The following is a 16,147-nucleotide window of genomic DNA, read 5'->3' as shown; positions in this document are numbered from 1 at the left end:
TATTTAATAAGAAATATTTACAAAATAACCATGCCTTCTCATCTTTATCCCATTTATTTTTATGAATTTTATTTATTGCTCCCTTTTCTAGTATTACAAAAACGAATATCTCTTAAAACAAAACGGCCGGTACACTACATTAATACTAACAATACTTTTCAAAAAAATATATCCATACAGGCATTTGCTGTATGGATATATTGTCTATTCTACCCAGCGTGAAATATCGACTGTTTCACCAATCTCACTTTTAATATAACCTTGTGCTAAATATAAGCCTAATAAAGATAGTGTTGACACCTTCAAAGGCGAACTATCCCAAATATCACTTAATTCTGACAATATGGGTGAAATACGTTCCATAATATATAGGGCTTCTTCGCCACTAAAGTGAACGGGACGTTTTTTCGCTAATTGCAATAACCGTTGTTGTATTTTCCTATCTTGAATGCACGCATCTCGGAAAAACTTCGTCATTCCTAGCTCATTCGCCAAAGCTAATTTGAAGAAAGACGCATAAACCGATGGTACTATCCACCCCTTCGGAGAATACTTACCATGCAAAGCCTGATGCAATTCATCCTCCGTCATCCCTCGATAACCAAATAATAAGGGATAAGAATTAGCTAATATTTCAGCAAAACGCGTTTCTTTATTTTCTCTAAATAAGCACCGTACATGCTCTAATTGTTGATAATATGCCGTAGCCATAGGAAAATTCGTAAAAAAAGGTAATACTTTTGTATCCAAAAAAGAACAAAACGTTTCTTTATCTACATTAGTTTGATCCGGCAAATATAAAAAGCGTAATAAAATAGATAAAATTTGATAATGGGGCGTTGTTAAATAAGGCATCACATTAAGTGCATCCATAGCGACAACAGGTCGTGTCGAAATAGTGCGACCTCTGGCAATATCATAAAATGCGGTTAATGCCATATGTTTCACATAAGGATACGGTTGAGTTACATACACTCGTTGTACTTTTTCCAACGCTTCTTGTACAGAAAGAGAGGCTACCAACTGTTGCCGTTCCGCATCCTTCTGACATCCCACACAAGCAAAGGCAGAAGCCGTAATAGAGCTAACTAATCTACGCCGTTCTCCCATGCCTTCACCAAAACGCTGAATAAACCGCTGTACCCATTCTTGCATAAAGGGAGAAGCCGCTACGGCTTGTTCTGCCTGTTTATCCGTAAGTATAACAAGGGGGGATGCCGGCACACTCGTCTCAGTAATCATAATATTTTCTCGTCTTCCCAAAAGCGACGTTTCCTTGCGTGGTACCTCTTTGGAAAGATCCTGCCGCTGAATAATCTGTGTTGCTTCGTCCACCTCATCGTCTTTTTCTCCCATAGAGGAAGAAGACTGTGTCTTAGCTAATAAATCGGCCGTCACAATCGCCCCTAATTGATCTAACGGATTTGTTTCTTCTGCCGCCTGTTGTAAGCATGTCTTTTTTTTCTGCTCTTCCTGTATTGCCTTTTTCGATGCAGCCTCTTCTTTATCTACTTTTTCCATCGCTGCTAATAATTCCGCTCGCGATAAAGCCCGTGTAAATTCCCTATTCGTTGTGCCAGATGCCGTTGCTGGAGGTTCTTCATACACCATTTTTCCATCACGCCGTACAACTTCCCCCTTCGTCGTCACAAACCGTGTTTCCTGTGGATTTTCCTCCCGTTGCTGTATCGGTACTTGCGATACTCGTGGCACTGGTGACGTCTGAAAGGAATTTTGCATACCCCGATTATCTAGATACCCTTGCTGTTCCATCTTGAGGAGTTTACGTTTTTTCTTTTTTTTCGTTGATGATCCTGAAAACAAAACATAGCAAATACAGAAAAAAATTACCACTACACCCACAACAATAGCATATGGTAAAAAACTATTCATAACTCTCTCCCCTATTCTTCCTCGAAACATCCTCTAGACTATATAAAAACAACTGCTTTAACCTATTACTTAAATCCAGCTATCCATGAATTAAACTATACTCAAAATCCCGAATAAGCCGTTCCATATCAGCTGTAATCCCCACTGCATAAGGTGCATAATAAATACCTTTTACGGTGGTATCACGATCTGCTTTTACCGGTTTCTCACCAAGCAAAACAAACTGCACATGCCTAGATCCCACCAATGCTACAACCTGTTGTTTTGTCTTTTCGCCAACAGGATGAGGTACCACACAAAGCAAGCGTTCTTGTTCAAAATCGGGAATGATATATCCCGTTGCATTCAGCGGTTCCCTTACCGCAAGCACCTGTTGTACCTCTTTCATATACGTAGTATACGTTTCATAACTCCACCGAATCGGTTTAATACGTACGAATTCTCGCATTTCTGCAAAGAGAGCTATCATTTGTTCCATTTTTTCCGGATACACGCCAATAATATACGTTTCCCCTTGACGATATAGTACCCCTTCTGTCAAAAATGCCGTTGAAGAACCATAATATGACAGCAATCGTTGCCAAATCTGCTCTTCTCGTAACTGATAATTTACATGTACTTTATTTCCATATAACGCAGCGTACACCGCTTGTATCGCTTCTAACCGTGATACAGGCGTTGTTGACATAGATAACGTTTGTCCTTTTATTGGCTGCCATTGATTTACCTTCTGCCATGCCTCCAAAATATCCGCTAATTCCGCTTTTGTCACTACTTTTGACAGTGTCTGTTCTTTCCAAGAAGATGGCACAATCATCGCCAACACTAGCGGAGCGAATCTTTTCTCCTGTAATGACAATCTCCCCAAATTCCCATCGACATCCCAAATCAACTGCATCAATTCTTGCCGTGTAATGGGCTTATGAGGCTGCAATAACGGACCAGGAAACACACGTAAACCCTGGGTCTGCTGCAAATAAGTGATCGCATCCTGTCCCTGTACTAATGCGATATCTTGATATGGCTCCATCCCATATGCCGACAAAGAGAATATACCTCCAATCAGCAAACAGCATATAACTTGTTTTACTTTCATCTCTTCCATCCTATATGACGATCAATAACAAGACATTTCCCACCGCATCTTGTAACGCTTGACGCGTTTCGGTCGACATTCCTTTCATTTTAAACACAATTTTTTCCTGTATGTAATTAATGCGAGCATCTTGTACCTTGCCTTGTGGATTATGAGCAATGTACACCTGTTTTGCTTTCTCTATCAATCGCTGATAATCGACTGTGCTATACTGTGCAGCTTGTACGGTAACCCGTACCGCCATAGTCTGCGGCATCACCGCTACACAACGTTGTACGGCTTCTCGATGCACCGTGCTTTTCATACGCACATGCAATATATCCCCTTGCCAATACAATACGCCATCTTCCGAAAACGCTTTAATGGAACCATATTCCTTTTCTAGTATCGCAAAAACAGCCTGTTCGATTTGTTTTTCCTCAACTACAACTGGTACAACACCTTTTGCTGATGCAGGTACAATTCCTTTCACACCACTGGTTTCCATAAGATTTGTCGTATGAGCCTGCTTCATCCGTGCTTCTTCCTGTACATATAACCGATGCAACCACATTACCGCTTCTTTCCGTGTAACCCATGCACGAGGTAAAAAGGATTCTTTCGTCATAGGCATAATATCATACGTAGCAACAGCATACACCGCCCGTTTCGCCTTCGCCTCAATCTGTTTATCATCTCGATAACGTTTTCCTTGACGTGATACATCCCATTTCTGATATTTCATATAATTATATAAAATAATAGCAAATTGCTGCCGCGATATTCGTCTTTCTGGATAAAACAGCCGTGTCTTCGTACCCGTCATAATTTTCTTTTGCTGTACGGTAGCAATAGCTTGTTCCGACCAACGTCCTTTTACATCCTTATATGAATGCATCCGCCCAACAGGTGAACCAATCATACGTGCAAGAATCGTCGCCAATCCTTCCCGTGTAATATATTCATTCGGATGAAAAGCCTCGCCTCGTCCCTGAATAAACTTATGCTGATAAAACGACTCTATCGCCAACGTACTTTCTGGGGATTTTCCCATTATATCACCCTGCATACACCCCATACCTAACGTCATCACCATACTCATCAAGCAAATCCGACGCATTATTGCCTTCATCATCCAATCCTCCTTAAAAACAGCAATAGCCTTCTTTCGCTGTTATTGTACCATAGTAACAAAAAGAGAACAAGAAAATCCCCCTAATGTGTGTTAAGGATATCTTGTATCTGTGCAGCTGAATACCCCTGTGATAAGGCCAACTGCACAACGATCTTTGCTTTTTGTGGCGACAAAGAATTCGCCCACAACCACGTTGCATACTCATCAACTTTCGTCACCATGCCACCGAAGGTTCGACTCGTACGCACACATAAAATTCTTCGCTGTTGTAACGCCATAACCTCATTTTTAATCACTTCTGACACACGTCCATGTCCCATACCTACCAAAATAATCGCCTTAGCATTGTCATTAGCAAAAAAGGGGAAAATATTACCACGCATACCGACATGACAATACACAATCGGTACATAGGGCAAGGTATTTGTCACGGGTAAATATAATTGCGATTGCTGCGTACACCGTTTCACTGGCCGCTGATAAAATTCGGGTTTTCCATCTTGAACGATCCCCACATATCCCTGTTGCCGTGACTGAAACGCGTCCACCTGCATCGTATCCATTTTTTCCACAAAACGAGCAGCACACAAACGATTATTAAGCAGTACTAACACGCCATACGAACCAGCCGCAGCATCACAAGCCGTTTGTACGGCTGCTAGAAAATTCAATGGACCATCCGCACTTAACGCCGTTGCCGGCCGCATCGCCCCCGTTATCACCACCGGTTTTTCCGTATGCACCAAAAGATTCAACGCATACGCCGTTTCTTCAAGAGTATCTGTACCATGCGTAAGCACAACCCCATCATATATTGGATCATCCACAATCGCTTGTACACGTGCAGCCAATCCTAACCAATGAGCTTCTGTCATATCGGAACTGTCTATATTACAATACTGTTCCCCTTCTAGCTCTGCTATCTCCCGTACAAATGGTACGGCTTGTACCATTTCTTGCCACGTTGTTTGCCCTGCCTTATATTGCGTAAGATCGCAGGCATCCGTGCCAATTCCGGCAATCGTACCACCACAAGCAATCAAATAAATACGCTTTCGCTTCATTTCCTCGTCCTCCCATAGACTTTACCTCAGTATAACATATTTATCCCAAATTCATCTTCTCCCTTTTCATATTCAGCCTATTCTTGTTATAATGAGTCATATTGATAAACAGGAGGCTCTATGAAAAAACATATAATGAACGTATTAATAGGGCAATGTATCTGGGGATTACTGCCTTTATTTTGGTTATTACTACAACAAGTTCCCTCTCTTTACATTTTAGCTAACCGTATTATTTGGTCCGCCGTACTATGTGTTATCATCCTTTTCATCCAAAAGAAATTCTCCCTTTCAGTCTGTCTTAGACAAATAAAAAAGGAATGGCTCTACATTCTCGGTGCCTGTCTAATGATTACATGTAACTGGGCCATCTTTATTTATTCTATGACGCATGAGTACATCTTACAATCCAGTTTAGCCTACTTCGTGAATCCCGTAGTGGTCATTTTTTTTGGCGGTATTCTCTTTCACGAACCCCTCAGCCGCTTGCAAAAACTCGCCGTATTTTTTGCAAGTCTAGGCTTTGTCATCGCCATTTTCTTATATGGAGAAGTACCCTATATCGCAATCCTTACCTGTGCTACTTGGGCAGCATACAGCCTATTAAAAAAACGAATCACCTTAGACAGCCTTCTTTCGGTCGGACTCGAATCAATTAGCATGGTTCCCTTTGCACTCCTCTTTATTTTCTTTTCCGAATGGAATCATATCGGTGCATACGGGGTCTTAACAGGTTGGCAATGGCTCTTATTACCCGCAACGGGACCCGTAACAGCTATTCCCATGCTCTTTTTTACAGCAGGCATCAAATATGCTCCCATCACCGTTTCGGGTATTTGTTTGTACGTTTCACCTACCCTATCCTTAATTATCGGACTGCTCACTGGTGAAGCTTTTACCTTTCCCTTGCAAATTACCTTTTTCTTTACCGGCATTTCCATTATCCTCTACTTAACAGGATTATTTCTCCAATATAAACAATAAAACTCCTACAAAAAAGCAATTTCATGTTAACCATGAAATTGCTTTTTTTATTAATACCGCGGAATGTTTTTATCAAGCCATTCCAAGGCATCGCCCATCATATTTGTCGTCACAACATGACCAACCCCATCATACGTTTTATACAAACTCCGCACCTCTTCATGCGTTGCTAAAGCTTGCATATATCCCTGTTGGGAAAGGGGATTAACCGTCTTATCGTCCGCTCCATTCAAAGCTAAAATAGCTCGCCCTTTTAATAAATGCATATGCCGATACGGATCAGTCACACGGAAATTCATATCCAACGCATGTTGCGTCCGTAAAGGAGGAATATTTAAATCTTCATGAAAATGTCGGTCCGCTTCTTCCCACCAACCTGTACCATTGATAGCAACAGCTGCACAAAATTCATCATAAAAAGTCATAATACCCAGAGCGGTAATCGCCCCCATCGAATGTCCCATAACAATTTTAGGAACACGACGATTCCAATGAATAATATACTTTAACCATAAAGTCACTTCTCGATAAGATTGGAAAATAGTTTTCCAAAAAGAACCGTATAAACGCGGAGAGTCATAATCTAACGTACCCCGTTCGCCATGATTAACCGCATCCGGAATAATCACATCATAACCATACGCTGCCAATAAACGAGCACGTACTAACTGATTTTCTTTATTCGATGACCAGCCATGATAAAAAAGAATAACTCCTTTTGGGCGTTGTCCACACGATACATGCAAACAAGGAAAACCCTCCATATAATGCTTCGTTACGTCAATCATCAATATCCCCCTTTTCTATTTATGCCGATACCGATATCGTTGCGATACCGGTGGCTCCCATAATTCAGCCCACACCAATCCCGCATAAATATCACGCGTTTCTGGTGTCAACTCTTGCCACCCTTCTATTGGTTCCTCTCTTCGCACAGGTGTAACCACTACATGTGTTGTAGTAGCTACCGTTGCTGGTGCTACCATTTGGCTAGGCATGACAACTGTTGTTGTCGGCCGAATCACCACCGGCGGAACAGGTGCTAACACCGGTTCCTCTACCATTGTTTGCCCTGCTTTAGAGCGCCTTTCCGGGACAGGCACAGGCCCCTTACGTGGCTTGTACCTCCGTTTCTTCCGCAATGCATCCGATAAAAAAACCACTAAAAATACCAAAATAGGAAAAAACGCCGATGCATTCTGCACGTGATGCCACCATTGCCAAATCACATCCATACGCTCACCTACTGTTCTGTACGGGGCGTATCATGACTCCCCTTAGGCTTCTCTCCGCCAGCTGATTTCCCCTTACTTTTAGGAACGCCCGCCTTCGCTACAGCATCACGCATTTGCGTATCCGCCATAATATTTTGCATTTGATAATAATCCATTACACCTAAATTTCCCTCTTTTAAAGCTTGGGCCATCGCCAACGGCACTTCTGCCTGTGCTTCCACCACTTTTGCTTGCATTTCTTGTGTATACGCCTGCATTTCTTGTTCTTTCGCTACAGCCATAGCCCGACGTTCTTCTGCCTTCGCTTGTGCAATTTGCTTATCTGCTTCCGCCTGATCCGTTTGTAATCGTGCGCCAATATTCCGCCCCACATCAATATCTGCAATATCAATAGAAAGAATTTCAAATGCCGTACCTGCATCTAACCCTTTATTTAACACCGTTTTTGAAATTTCATCAGGATTTTCTAGCACAGATGCATGATCCATTGCCGAACCAACACTCGTAACAATTCCTTCCCCAACACGAGCAATAACTGTCGCTTCACCAGCCCCACCAACTAAGCGTTCAATATTCGCCCGCACGGTAACTCTGGCCCGTACCTTTAATTCAATCCCATTTTGTGCTACTGCGGAAATAAAAGGCGTTTCAATAACCTTAGGATTGACACTCATCTGTACGGCTTCTAATACATCGCGTCCGGCCAAGTCAATCGCACAAGCACGAGCAAACGTCAACGCCATCGCCGCCCGATGTGCAGCAATCAAAGCATCCACCACACGATCTACATCGCCACCTGCCAAATAATGTGCTTCCAACTGATTTACATTCATATCCAACCCAGCTTTATTCGCCTTCACTAACGGTAATACAATTTTAGACGGAACAACACGCCGTAACCGCATACCGATTAACGTATGAATGCCTACAGGAACACCCGCTGCCATTGCTGAAATCCACAACCCTAAGGGAACAAAATGCAAAAGCAACGAAAGTCCTACAATAACGACAAAAATGATAAACACTGGAAAAATAATAAACATACACACGCCTCCTTTACTGTACTCTAAACTAAATTATTTCAGCAACAACCAAACGATTACCTTCTAGACGTATAACTCGTACAGGCCGTTTCTTCTCAATAACCATAGTCCGTGTTACCGCTTCCAATAATTCGCCATTAATTTTTATCATCCCCACTGGTTTCAATGTAGTTACAGAAACACCTGTCATCCCAAGATAACGATGATTATCTACATTAGTAGCATACTCCACATCTCCAAATTCTCTTTCATGCAAAATAAGCTCAGCCGTTATCGACGTTTTAGGCAAACGACGCAAGATGATATAAAACAAAACTGCTGCCACAACAGAACCAATTGCCAATATGTATATAGCGTGAACCGTTGCTCCAAAAAAGAAGAATAAACTACCATATAATAGACAGATACCCATCACACCAAATATGCCTACACCAGGAATAACTAGTTCTAACATCAAACACAATATCCCAACAACAAAGGCCATAAACGTTCGTATATCTGCGTATTCTGGTTCCACGCCAAAACAAAATAAAATACCACCAATAACAATCGCTGTTATCACACCGATACCAATACCAGCCATCTTAATTTCCACAAGAATCGTCAGTGCAATCAATACCACGATAATTACATGAATATAATCATTTTGCAACACTCCCGATAGACGATCGCTCCACGTTTGTGTTTCATAATACACAGGAAGATTATCTAAACTAAACAAATGCAACGCATCAACAAGTGTTTTTGCCGTTCCTTCCGATATAGACAATGTTTTTGCCTGATCTGCCGTAAGCCGCAAAAACATCCCCTGTGCCGAATACGGTGGATAAGCAACCTGATTATCCACTAGAGCCATAGCTACTTGTGCATTACGTCCAGTTAACGTTGCAAGTGCCTGTGCCAACTCATTCCACTGCGGTCTTGTTGCATCCTCCAACGAGTCTTGTTTTGCCCCACCTAAACGACTCTGAGGCGACATGACAATATGTCGACAAGACAACGCCGCAATAGTATTCATACGACTTCCCGCATCCATCGTAACATACGCAATAGTCGGTACCGAAGAAGCACGAATAATACTATTCAAGGTCTGTGCCGCTCTTATATCATCACCTTGTAATGCCAAATTCAACACAACAGCCTTATCACCTTGTTTTGCAGCCTTTTTCAATCCTCGTTGCAACAATGATACCTGACTACCATCAAGCTGTCCCTGCAACGTAAGTACTTGTACGCTAGCACCTTGGGTAGATGAACCAAAACTAGCAAAAAAACAAAATAATAAACTGACTACCCCTACCCAAAACCACTTTCCTTTCCGCATAGAAATAACCTCCTGTGCATACTACCTAGGTATGATTTTTTCCTTAGAGGAAACACCTTGAAAATATCCTGCTTTTTGAAAATAACACAATTCTTCTTCAGATAACGTATAAGCGACTTGTTTTTCCAACGCCTCCATACTTTTTTCTTTTTCTCTTGCCATTTTTTCTATAATTGCTGCATATACAGCCGAAGATCGATGTTCTTTTACCCACGCAACCATATGCTCTAACCACACGCGACAAGTCCATTCTTCTGTGCCATGATTATGCCCATGCAACAACCTAACCTGCTCCGATTCGGGTATTTTGGTCAAAAACCAATTCCACCGTTCTCGAGCAATAAGATAATGATACTGCTCATCTACCTCGCGCATATGTTGTGCCCGCAATTCCAACGTATATCGCGACCAAAACAAACTGAGTGTCATCGTGACAACCTCCATCTTCTGTATCATTATATGCGATTACATTATACTTCACATACCTTAATATTCTACTTCATATAACTAAATTCCTTTATTTGTTTTACACTTTATGCATTTGGTCCAGCGATAAACGAAAACTAGGTGCATATTCTTTCAAAAATAAAGTTACTTCAGGTAAATGTAAAGATTGTAACCGTGCTTCTAACGTCTGAAAAGCATCATTAAATTCATGATTGCCATCCGTTACTTCTTGTACACATTTTAAATATGCCGAAAGAATATCTGCGGCCTTCACAAAAGGCCACACAGGATCCGCTTCAGGCTGACAAATAAGGGGTTCATATACCTGTTGCAACTCTTGTGGCAACGTAGACAATAACCGCAGTGCTGCCTGCTTTTCAACATCCCCGTAAGTTTGTCGCATATGCGGTGTAAAATATTTTACTGGCGTCGGCATATCGCCCGTAAACACCTCTGTCGCATCATGATACATGGCTAACACTGCTGCATGTTCGCAATTTACATGTCCTTCAAAATAAGTATTATGAAGGACACACAAATGATACGCCAAAAGAGCAGTTTCTAACGCATGTTCTTGTACATTTTCTTTGCGACGATTATACATCAAACTCCACCGACGTATTAACTTCATTCTCGAAAGAATCGCAAAAAAATGACTCATGTCTCCTCCTACTTTCGATACAATCCCATCGCCTCTACCACACGTTGATATGTTACAGCTGCTTTTGCTTCCGCCTTCCGTGCTCCCTGATCCAAAATATCATCCAATTCCGTTGCATCTAACAACGCAGCATATCGCTGTTGAATTGGTTCCAAAGCCGCAATAACCGCTTCTGCCACTGCTTTTTTAAAGGCTCCATACCCCTGTCCAGCAAATTCCCGTTCTACCTCTTCATGCGTTGAATCGGTAAGTGCTGCATAAATATCCATTAAATTAGAAATGCCTGGTTTTTGAACCACATCATAATGCACCGAATTTTCACTATCCGTTTGTGCCCGTTTAATCTTCTTTTCAATTACCTTTGGTTCATCTAACACGTAAATCGTTGCGGTCGTATTAGCGTCAGATTTACTCATCTTTTTCGTCGGTTCTTGCAAACTCATAACCCGTGTACCACCTTGCCCCAAATAAATTTCAGGTACGACAAAAATGTCTTCACCATATAACCGATTAAACCGTTGTGCTAAATCCCGCGTAATTTCCAAATGTTGCTTTTGATCTTCACCAACTGGCACAAAATTCGTTCGGTACAATAAAATATCTGCTGCCATAAGAGGAGGATATGTAAGTAATCCTGCTGGAATAGAATCGCCCTGCTTTGACGCTTTATCTTTATATTGAGTCATCCGTTCTAACTCACCCACATACGATAAAGTAGTCATAATCCAACCTAATTGTGCATGTTGCGGCACTTCCGATTGAACGAACAACGTTGCTTTTTCCGGATCTAATCCTGATGCCAAATAAATAGCTGCCAATTCACGCGTCCGTTGATGTAATAACGATGGTTCTTGATGCACTGTAATCGCATGTTGATTAACCACACAATAATAACATTCATTTTCTTCTTGCATTTTTGAAAAATTTCTCAATGCCCCTAAATAGTTACCTAATGTAAGATTTCCACTGGGCTGAATCCCCGAAAAAATAACTGCCATATGCTTTCCTCCTAAAAAAAAAACTTTCGCCCCTCCATATAGGGACGAAAGGAACGATCTTTCCGTGGCACCACCCTGATTAGCTTATAGCTCACTCATCAAGTCCCCACCTAACGGAGCGGATCCGTTGATTCTTACTATCATTTCAAATCGTATCTCCCAAGTCCATTTCCTCTACCCGTCCATAGCGGTCTCACACCTACACCGACTCGCTGTAACAACTACAATAAAAGTACTTGCACCTGATCATTGATTTTTTCTTTACGTATGGTTATTTTATACTTTTTTATCCCTACTGTCAACGCTATGCCAACTTGCGATATGCTAGTCATTAGCTTAACAAGTTGGTATAATAAAAAGATAATCCTAGATTATATAAAGAAAGGAATACACTATGACCGATACATTTCAGCAATTAGGCCTTATTACATGCCTCACGGAGACCCTAAAAAAACAAGGCATTACCACTCCCACTAAAGTACAACAACAAACCATTCCCCCTCTCTTAAAGGGGAAAGATATTCTCTGCCGTGCACAAACAGGAACGGGCAAAACCTTGGCTTTTCTTCTGCCAATCTTACAACAAATACAAGTCACTCAGTCCCAAGAGCAAGTATTAATTCTTGCTCCCACGCGAGAACTCGCCAATCAAATTACCTCCGTTGCTACAACCTTAGGTGCACCATTGCACATTGACGTGTTAAATCTCATCGGCGGTAAAACCATCGAAAATCAACTGCAAAAATTACACCGCCATCCTCATCTCATCATCGGTACGCCAGGTCGCTTATTAGATCATTGTACCCGGCGAGCTCTCCATTTGAGCGGTATACGCCGTATCATCGTCGATGAGGCTGATCAAATGCTGCAACAAGGCTTTTTAGAAGAAGTAGATACCTTAATCGGCATGACCTCTAAACGTCGTCAACTACTCTTTTTCTCAGCAACCATTCCCGATAAAATCAAAGGACTTGCAAAAAAACACATGAATGCCCCCCTCGTCCTATCCATTCAAGAAGGCGACACCATTACATTAGAACAAATTGAACAACGCATTTACATGATCCGAGAAGAAAAAAAATTATCTCTCTTATGTCAACAAATTCATGAAATGTCCCCCTACTTAGCCGTGGTTTTCTGCAACACGCGCGAACGTACTTCCATCTTAGCGGGGCAACTCATTCAAGCTGGTTTTTTAGTCAGTGAACTCCGCGGCGATATGTCCCAAGGCAGACGAACACAAGTATTAAAGGACTTCGCCAAAGCTAAAACGCAATTACTAGTTACCACCGATATCGCCGCCCGCGGCATTGATATAGAAGGAATTACCCATGTATTTAATTATGATGTTCCCCGTGATGTCGATTACTACATCCACCGCATTGGTCGCACCGGACGGGCAGGTCAAACGGGATTATCCATCATGTATGCTACAAACAAGGACGAAATGACTGTCCGCCGAATTGAGCAACACATCCAAGCGACAATCACCAAATACACTGCAACGGGCCAAGTAAAAGTAAAGAAATCTCACCAAACCTGGAAAAAGAAGAAAAACCCTCGCCCTACCTTACCTCCTTCAACATACCAAACTACCAAAAGCAAACGACATAAAACATTACACAAAGGTAGCGACAACCGTCGCCGCCGGTAAGGAGCTGTCATGAAAAAACAACTATGCATTGGTCTATTAACCTTTTTCATCCTATCTTGCACAGGCTGTAAAAACATTACTTACACAGATAATAAACCAGATGAACCAATCAAAAAAATACACCAAGACATCTCCTCTCGCCACGAAAGAGATACTACAACCTCCCCCGAATCGAAACACTCCTCCCGTACAACCGTAGACAAAGAAAACGTTGATGACGAAGAAACCCCATCACTAACACGCAATCTCCGCAAGCGCAAACAATCGAACAAATCAACAGATCTTAACGGATTAGGGGCTACACCTGCCTCTTGGAATCACCATTTTGGTCATCCCTATACGCAAGGCAATACCCTTAAAATATATCAAGAAGGAGCATGTAAAGTCATTTTTGAAAACGACCATGCCACCTCTATTACCTTGATTTCTCAAGATGGCAAAAATCCCTTACAATACGATTTATTACCAGACGATCGTTCTCTCGTCACAACCAAGAAAAAAGTTATTGGCTCAATAACAATGATCACCCAACACTGGCACAGCGAAAAACTCCGCAAAAGTATACCTAAAACCAAGGGAAACTTTACTATCATTCACAACCTAAGCGGTACTACCTATACAGATGTCGTTATCAATTGTTCGCCTGGTGTAAAAAAATAAATACCACTTCAGAACAACCTTTAGCAATTGACAAATCATTTTCTATTATGGTATGCTTAGACATATTGTGACTATACATAGCACAAAATAAATTTATGAGGTGAAATGCACAATGGCAACGAGGAGAGAAGCACGTTTTAAACAATGCCGTCGTTTTGGACTGAATGTATTCGGCCACCCGAAAGCACTAAAACGTGTGAAAAAAGATCAACGTCAGAAAAAAATGTCTGAATATGGAACCCAATTATTAGAAAAACAAAAACTGAGAGCATATTACAATTTGCTCGAACGTCAGTTTGTTCGTTATTACGATAAAGCCAAAAAGATGAATGGCGTTACTGGTGAAAACATGCTGAAATTATTAGAATGCCGTTTAGACAACATCGTCTATCGTATTGGCTTCGCTAATTCCATGCGTCAAGCTCGTCAAATGGTAAATCATGGGCACATCTTAGTAAATGGCAAACGTTGTGATATTCCATCAGCTTCAGTAAAAGTTGGTTCTACTATCACATTAAAAGAAGCTTCTCGCAACAATGAAATGTACAAAAAGACATTCCAAGAAATCAAAACTTTCGATCTTCCTTATATCGAAAAGAACTTCGATGGCTTTGAAGCAACCTTAACACGAATGCCTGAACGGGATGAAATCCCCGTAGAAATCAATGAAACACTAATTGTCGAATTGTATTCTAAATAAGCTACAAAAAAAAGCAGATTCCTTTTACAAGGTATCTGCTTTTTTTGTACTACCATAAAGTTCACTTTCGCAAAACAAAACCCACGGAAAAAATTCCTTTCCGTGGGTTTTTCCTTTGCTATCGACTAGCTCTCATTACTACCAAACAACCTATTTTTTCTGTTGTAAAGCCGTAACCATTGCCATCAATTGCTGTATCTGTTCTTCATGTTTTGCTTCTTTTTCTTTCAAATAGCGAATTTCTTCATCTTTCACATCACTATTTTCCTTCAACTGAATAATTTCTCGTGCCATCACCGCTTTCGTTGATATAAGGGCAATACCTCTCCCTACTTTCAAGGATACGCCTGCATTCACCATATTATGTCCACTACCGAAAGAACCTCCCATCGAGAACATCGTATTTTCATTCGGCCGATAGAAAGCACCAATAGCCACGGCATTAGCACCCATATAGTTGCCAACACCTGCCGCTACATCCCACTTATCATCAGGATCATATTCCAGCGGATGCAAACTAGCTAATGCGGCCGAGCTTGCACCAGCACGAACTACCTTATCTTGCAACACATTCATGCCTTGCTGAATACCATTAACAAGCGGACTCATATCAACATTATACAGCTTGCCATCGTTGCGCTTAAATTCGATTTTCTTTCCTTTTTCATCATATCGACCACTTGCTGTGTACGTATTCTGCAACCCTTTAACTTCAACTTTGTTAGCTGTTTCTCCATCTCCTTGCGTAAGTGTCATTACCCCATTTCCTGTCTTTTCGTCATAGGAAACAGTTCCTTCTTTCAAACGCAAATCATTCTTGGCTGCAAACAGTTGTCCGCCATTGACTGCATCCTTACTATCCTTAGAAATATCTCCATCTTTCAAATTGGTGATTTTCGTCCCGGCTTTCCCGGCAAGAGCAATCTCATTCTTCTCCTTATCCTTGTAAGTCACAGTTTTATCACTTAATTCTTTTATGTCTTTTATTTCTTTTTGCACGGAAGCTTGAACATCGTTCAACTGATCTTCCGTAGCAGCACGACCGGATGTAATATTCTTACTATCCCATTTTGTATTCGTCAGTCCCGTAATCGTTCCTGTCGTTCCATCTACGGTGACTTTCTTATCGCCGATAGTAATTTTGTTATTCAAGCTGTAGGTAATCTTTCCTTGTTCTACCTTCGATGTCAAATTTCCATCGCCGGCAAATTCAATAGTCGGTGCTGTATCACCGCCTAAGGTTACATTACTTGTTCCCGTTCCTTCATCTTTAA

The 16,147-nt window shown here is 41.4% G+C and carries 16 protein-coding genes and 1 other annotated feature; of the genes, 4 read left to right on the top strand and 12 right to left on the bottom strand.

The window, feature by feature from the left end:
• Positions 1 to 204: 204 nt before the first annotated feature.
• The 4 genes from HMPREF3182_RS02890 to HMPREF3182_RS02875 all read right to left on the bottom strand — a co-directional run bounded on the left by HMPREF3182_RS02890 (position 205) and on the right by HMPREF3182_RS02875 (position 5,167).
• Complete coding sequence (locus tag HMPREF3182_RS02890) at positions 205 to 1,893, bottom strand: LPO_1073/Vpar_1526 family protein (RefSeq protein ID WP_062485362.1); 1,689 nt, start codon at positions 1,891 to 1,893, stop codon at positions 205 to 207.
• 79 nt (positions 1,894 to 1,972) lie between these two features.
• Positions 1,973 to 2,989, bottom strand: coding sequence for a hypothetical protein (locus HMPREF3182_RS02885; protein ID WP_062485360.1), 1,017 nt, complete (start codon positions 2,987 to 2,989; stop codon positions 1,973 to 1,975).
• A gap of 10 nt (positions 2,990 to 2,999) precedes the next feature.
• Entirely contained in the window at positions 3,000 to 4,103 is a 1,104-nt protein-coding gene (locus HMPREF3182_RS02880) for an S-layer homology domain-containing protein (protein WP_007392227.1), read from the bottom strand.
• Positions 4,104 to 4,183: 80 nt separating this feature from the next.
• Positions 4,184 to 5,167: an asparaginase gene (locus HMPREF3182_RS02875; RefSeq protein WP_062485358.1), complete on the bottom strand. Its 984-nt coding sequence runs from the start codon at positions 5,165 to 5,167 to the stop codon at positions 4,184 to 4,186.
• A gap of 120 nt (positions 5,168 to 5,287) precedes the next feature.
• Between HMPREF3182_RS02875 and rarD the strand changes: the two genes are divergently transcribed.
• Entirely contained in the window at positions 5,288 to 6,151 is an 864-nt protein-coding gene (gene rarD, locus HMPREF3182_RS02870) for an EamA family transporter RarD (protein ID WP_007392257.1), read from the top strand.
• A 50-nt stretch (positions 6,152 to 6,201) separates the two neighbouring features.
• On the opposite strand, the gene HMPREF3182_RS02865 is transcribed toward rarD, so the two are convergent.
• The 7 genes from HMPREF3182_RS02865 to trpS form a co-directional block, all read right to left on the bottom strand.
• A complete protein-coding gene (locus HMPREF3182_RS02865) occupies positions 6,202 to 6,939 on the bottom strand; it encodes an alpha/beta fold hydrolase (RefSeq protein WP_007392715.1) in 738 nt (245 codons plus the stop codon).
• 15 nt (positions 6,940 to 6,954) lie between these two features.
• On the bottom strand, positions 6,955 to 7,386 hold the full coding sequence (locus HMPREF3182_RS02860; RefSeq protein WP_007392705.1) for a hypothetical protein: 432 nt from the start codon (positions 7,384 to 7,386) through the stop codon (positions 6,955 to 6,957).
• A gap of 8 nt (positions 7,387 to 7,394) precedes the next feature.
• The gene (gene floA, locus HMPREF3182_RS02855; protein ID WP_007392707.1) at positions 7,395 to 8,429 is read right to left on the bottom strand and encodes a flotillin-like protein FloA; all 1,035 of its coding nucleotides are present in this window, start codon (positions 8,427 to 8,429) and stop codon (positions 7,395 to 7,397) included.
• 28 nt (positions 8,430 to 8,457) lie between these two features.
• The gene (locus HMPREF3182_RS02850) at positions 8,458 to 9,753 is read right to left on the bottom strand and encodes an NfeD family protein (RefSeq protein ID WP_062485356.1); all 1,296 of its coding nucleotides are present in this window, start codon (positions 9,751 to 9,753) and stop codon (positions 8,458 to 8,460) included.
• Positions 9,754 to 9,774: 21 nt separating this feature from the next.
• Positions 9,775 to 10,182, bottom strand: coding sequence for a hypothetical protein (locus tag HMPREF3182_RS02845; protein ID WP_007392708.1), 408 nt, complete (start codon positions 10,180 to 10,182; stop codon positions 9,775 to 9,777).
• Between the two features lie 97 nt (positions 10,183 to 10,279).
• Entirely contained in the window at positions 10,280 to 10,861 is a 582-nt protein-coding gene (yfbR, locus tag HMPREF3182_RS02840; protein WP_007392714.1) for a 5'-deoxynucleotidase, read from the bottom strand.
• Positions 10,862 to 10,869: 8 nt separating this feature from the next.
• Complete coding sequence (gene trpS, locus HMPREF3182_RS02835; RefSeq protein ID WP_062485354.1) at positions 10,870 to 11,859, bottom strand: tryptophan--tRNA ligase; 990 nt, start codon at positions 11,857 to 11,859, stop codon at positions 10,870 to 10,872.
• 37 nt (positions 11,860 to 11,896) lie between these two features.
• Positions 11,897 to 12,118, bottom strand: a binding site (T-box leader).
• 135 nt (positions 12,119 to 12,253) lie between these two features.
• Between trpS and HMPREF3182_RS02830 the strand changes: the two genes are divergently transcribed.
• The 3 genes from HMPREF3182_RS02830 (at position 12,254) to rpsD (ending at position 14,873) form a co-directional block, all read left to right on the top strand.
• On the top strand, positions 12,254 to 13,513 hold the full coding sequence (locus HMPREF3182_RS02830) for a DEAD/DEAH box helicase (RefSeq protein ID WP_062485352.1): 1,260 nt from the start codon (positions 12,254 to 12,256) through the stop codon (positions 13,511 to 13,513).
• A gap of 9 nt (positions 13,514 to 13,522) precedes the next feature.
• Positions 13,523 to 14,173, top strand: a complete 651-nt coding sequence (locus tag HMPREF3182_RS02825; protein ID WP_062485350.1) for a hypothetical protein — start codon at positions 13,523 to 13,525, stop codon at positions 14,171 to 14,173.
• Positions 14,174 to 14,285: 112 nt separating this feature from the next.
• The gene (gene rpsD / locus HMPREF3182_RS02820) at positions 14,286 to 14,873 is read left to right on the top strand and encodes a 30S ribosomal protein S4 (RefSeq protein WP_007392711.1); all 588 of its coding nucleotides are present in this window, start codon (positions 14,286 to 14,288) and stop codon (positions 14,871 to 14,873) included.
• 150 nt (positions 14,874 to 15,023) lie between these two features.
• Here rpsD and HMPREF3182_RS07495 read toward each other — a convergent pair.
• The coding region (locus HMPREF3182_RS07495) for a YadA C-terminal domain-containing protein (protein ID WP_206445537.1) at positions 15,024 to 16,147 on the bottom strand (1,124 nt) is incomplete at its 5' end.

It is taken from the genome of Megasphaera hutchinsoni (genome assembly GCF_001553405.1).
In the GTDB taxonomy this organism is placed as follows: Bacteria; Bacillota; Negativicutes; order Veillonellales; family Megasphaeraceae; genus Megasphaera; species Megasphaera hutchinsoni.
Note: the sequence above shows the minus strand (reverse complement) of the source record. Positions and strands in the feature narration are given on the sequence as shown.

What these genes read in the sequence shown, in the direction of transcription:
- HMPREF3182_RS02890 (WP_062485362.1), bottom strand. Translation starts at nt 1,893, where the DNA reads ATGAATAGTTTTTTACCATATGCTATTGTTGTGGGTGTAGTGGTAATT.
- HMPREF3182_RS02885 (WP_062485360.1), bottom strand. Translation starts at nt 2,989, where the DNA reads ATGAAAGTAAAACAAGTTATATGCTGTTTGCTGATTGGAGGTATATTC.
- HMPREF3182_RS02880 (WP_007392227.1), bottom strand. Translation starts at nt 4,103, where the DNA reads ATGATGAAGGCAATAATGCGTCGGATTTGCTTGATGAGTATGGTGATG.
- HMPREF3182_RS02875 (WP_062485358.1), bottom strand. Translation starts at nt 5,167, where the DNA reads ATGAAGCGAAAGCGTATTTATTTGATTGCTTGTGGTGGTACGATTGCC.
- rarD (WP_007392257.1), top strand. Translation starts at nt 5,288, where the DNA reads ATGAAAAAACATATAATGAACGTATTAATAGGGCAATGTATCTGGGGA.
- HMPREF3182_RS02865 (WP_007392715.1), bottom strand. Translation starts at nt 6,939, where the DNA reads ATGATTGACGTAACGAAGCATTATATGGAGGGTTTTCCTTGTTTGCAT.
- HMPREF3182_RS02860 (WP_007392705.1), bottom strand. Translation starts at nt 7,386, where the DNA reads ATGGATGTGATTTGGCAATGGTGGCATCACGTGCAGAATGCATCGGCG.
- floA (WP_007392707.1), bottom strand. Translation starts at nt 8,429, where the DNA reads ATGTTTATTATTTTTCCAGTGTTTATCATTTTTGTCGTTATTGTAGGA.
- HMPREF3182_RS02850 (WP_062485356.1), bottom strand. Translation starts at nt 9,753, where the DNA reads ATGCGGAAAGGAAAGTGGTTTTGGGTAGGGGTAGTCAGTTTATTATTT.
- HMPREF3182_RS02845 (WP_007392708.1), bottom strand. Translation starts at nt 10,182, where the DNA reads ATGACACTCAGTTTGTTTTGGTCGCGATATACGTTGGAATTGCGGGCA.
- yfbR (WP_007392714.1), bottom strand. Translation starts at nt 10,861, where the DNA reads ATGAGTCATTTTTTTGCGATTCTTTCGAGAATGAAGTTAATACGTCGG.
- trpS (WP_062485354.1), bottom strand. Translation starts at nt 11,859, where the DNA reads ATGGCAGTTATTTTTTCGGGGATTCAGCCCAGTGGAAATCTTACATTA.
- HMPREF3182_RS02830 (WP_062485352.1), top strand. Translation starts at nt 12,254, where the DNA reads ATGACCGATACATTTCAGCAATTAGGCCTTATTACATGCCTCACGGAG.
- HMPREF3182_RS02825 (WP_062485350.1), top strand. Translation starts at nt 13,523, where the DNA reads ATGAAAAAACAACTATGCATTGGTCTATTAACCTTTTTCATCCTATCT.
- rpsD (WP_007392711.1), top strand. Translation starts at nt 14,286, where the DNA reads ATGGCAACGAGGAGAGAAGCACGTTTTAAACAATGCCGTCGTTTTGGA.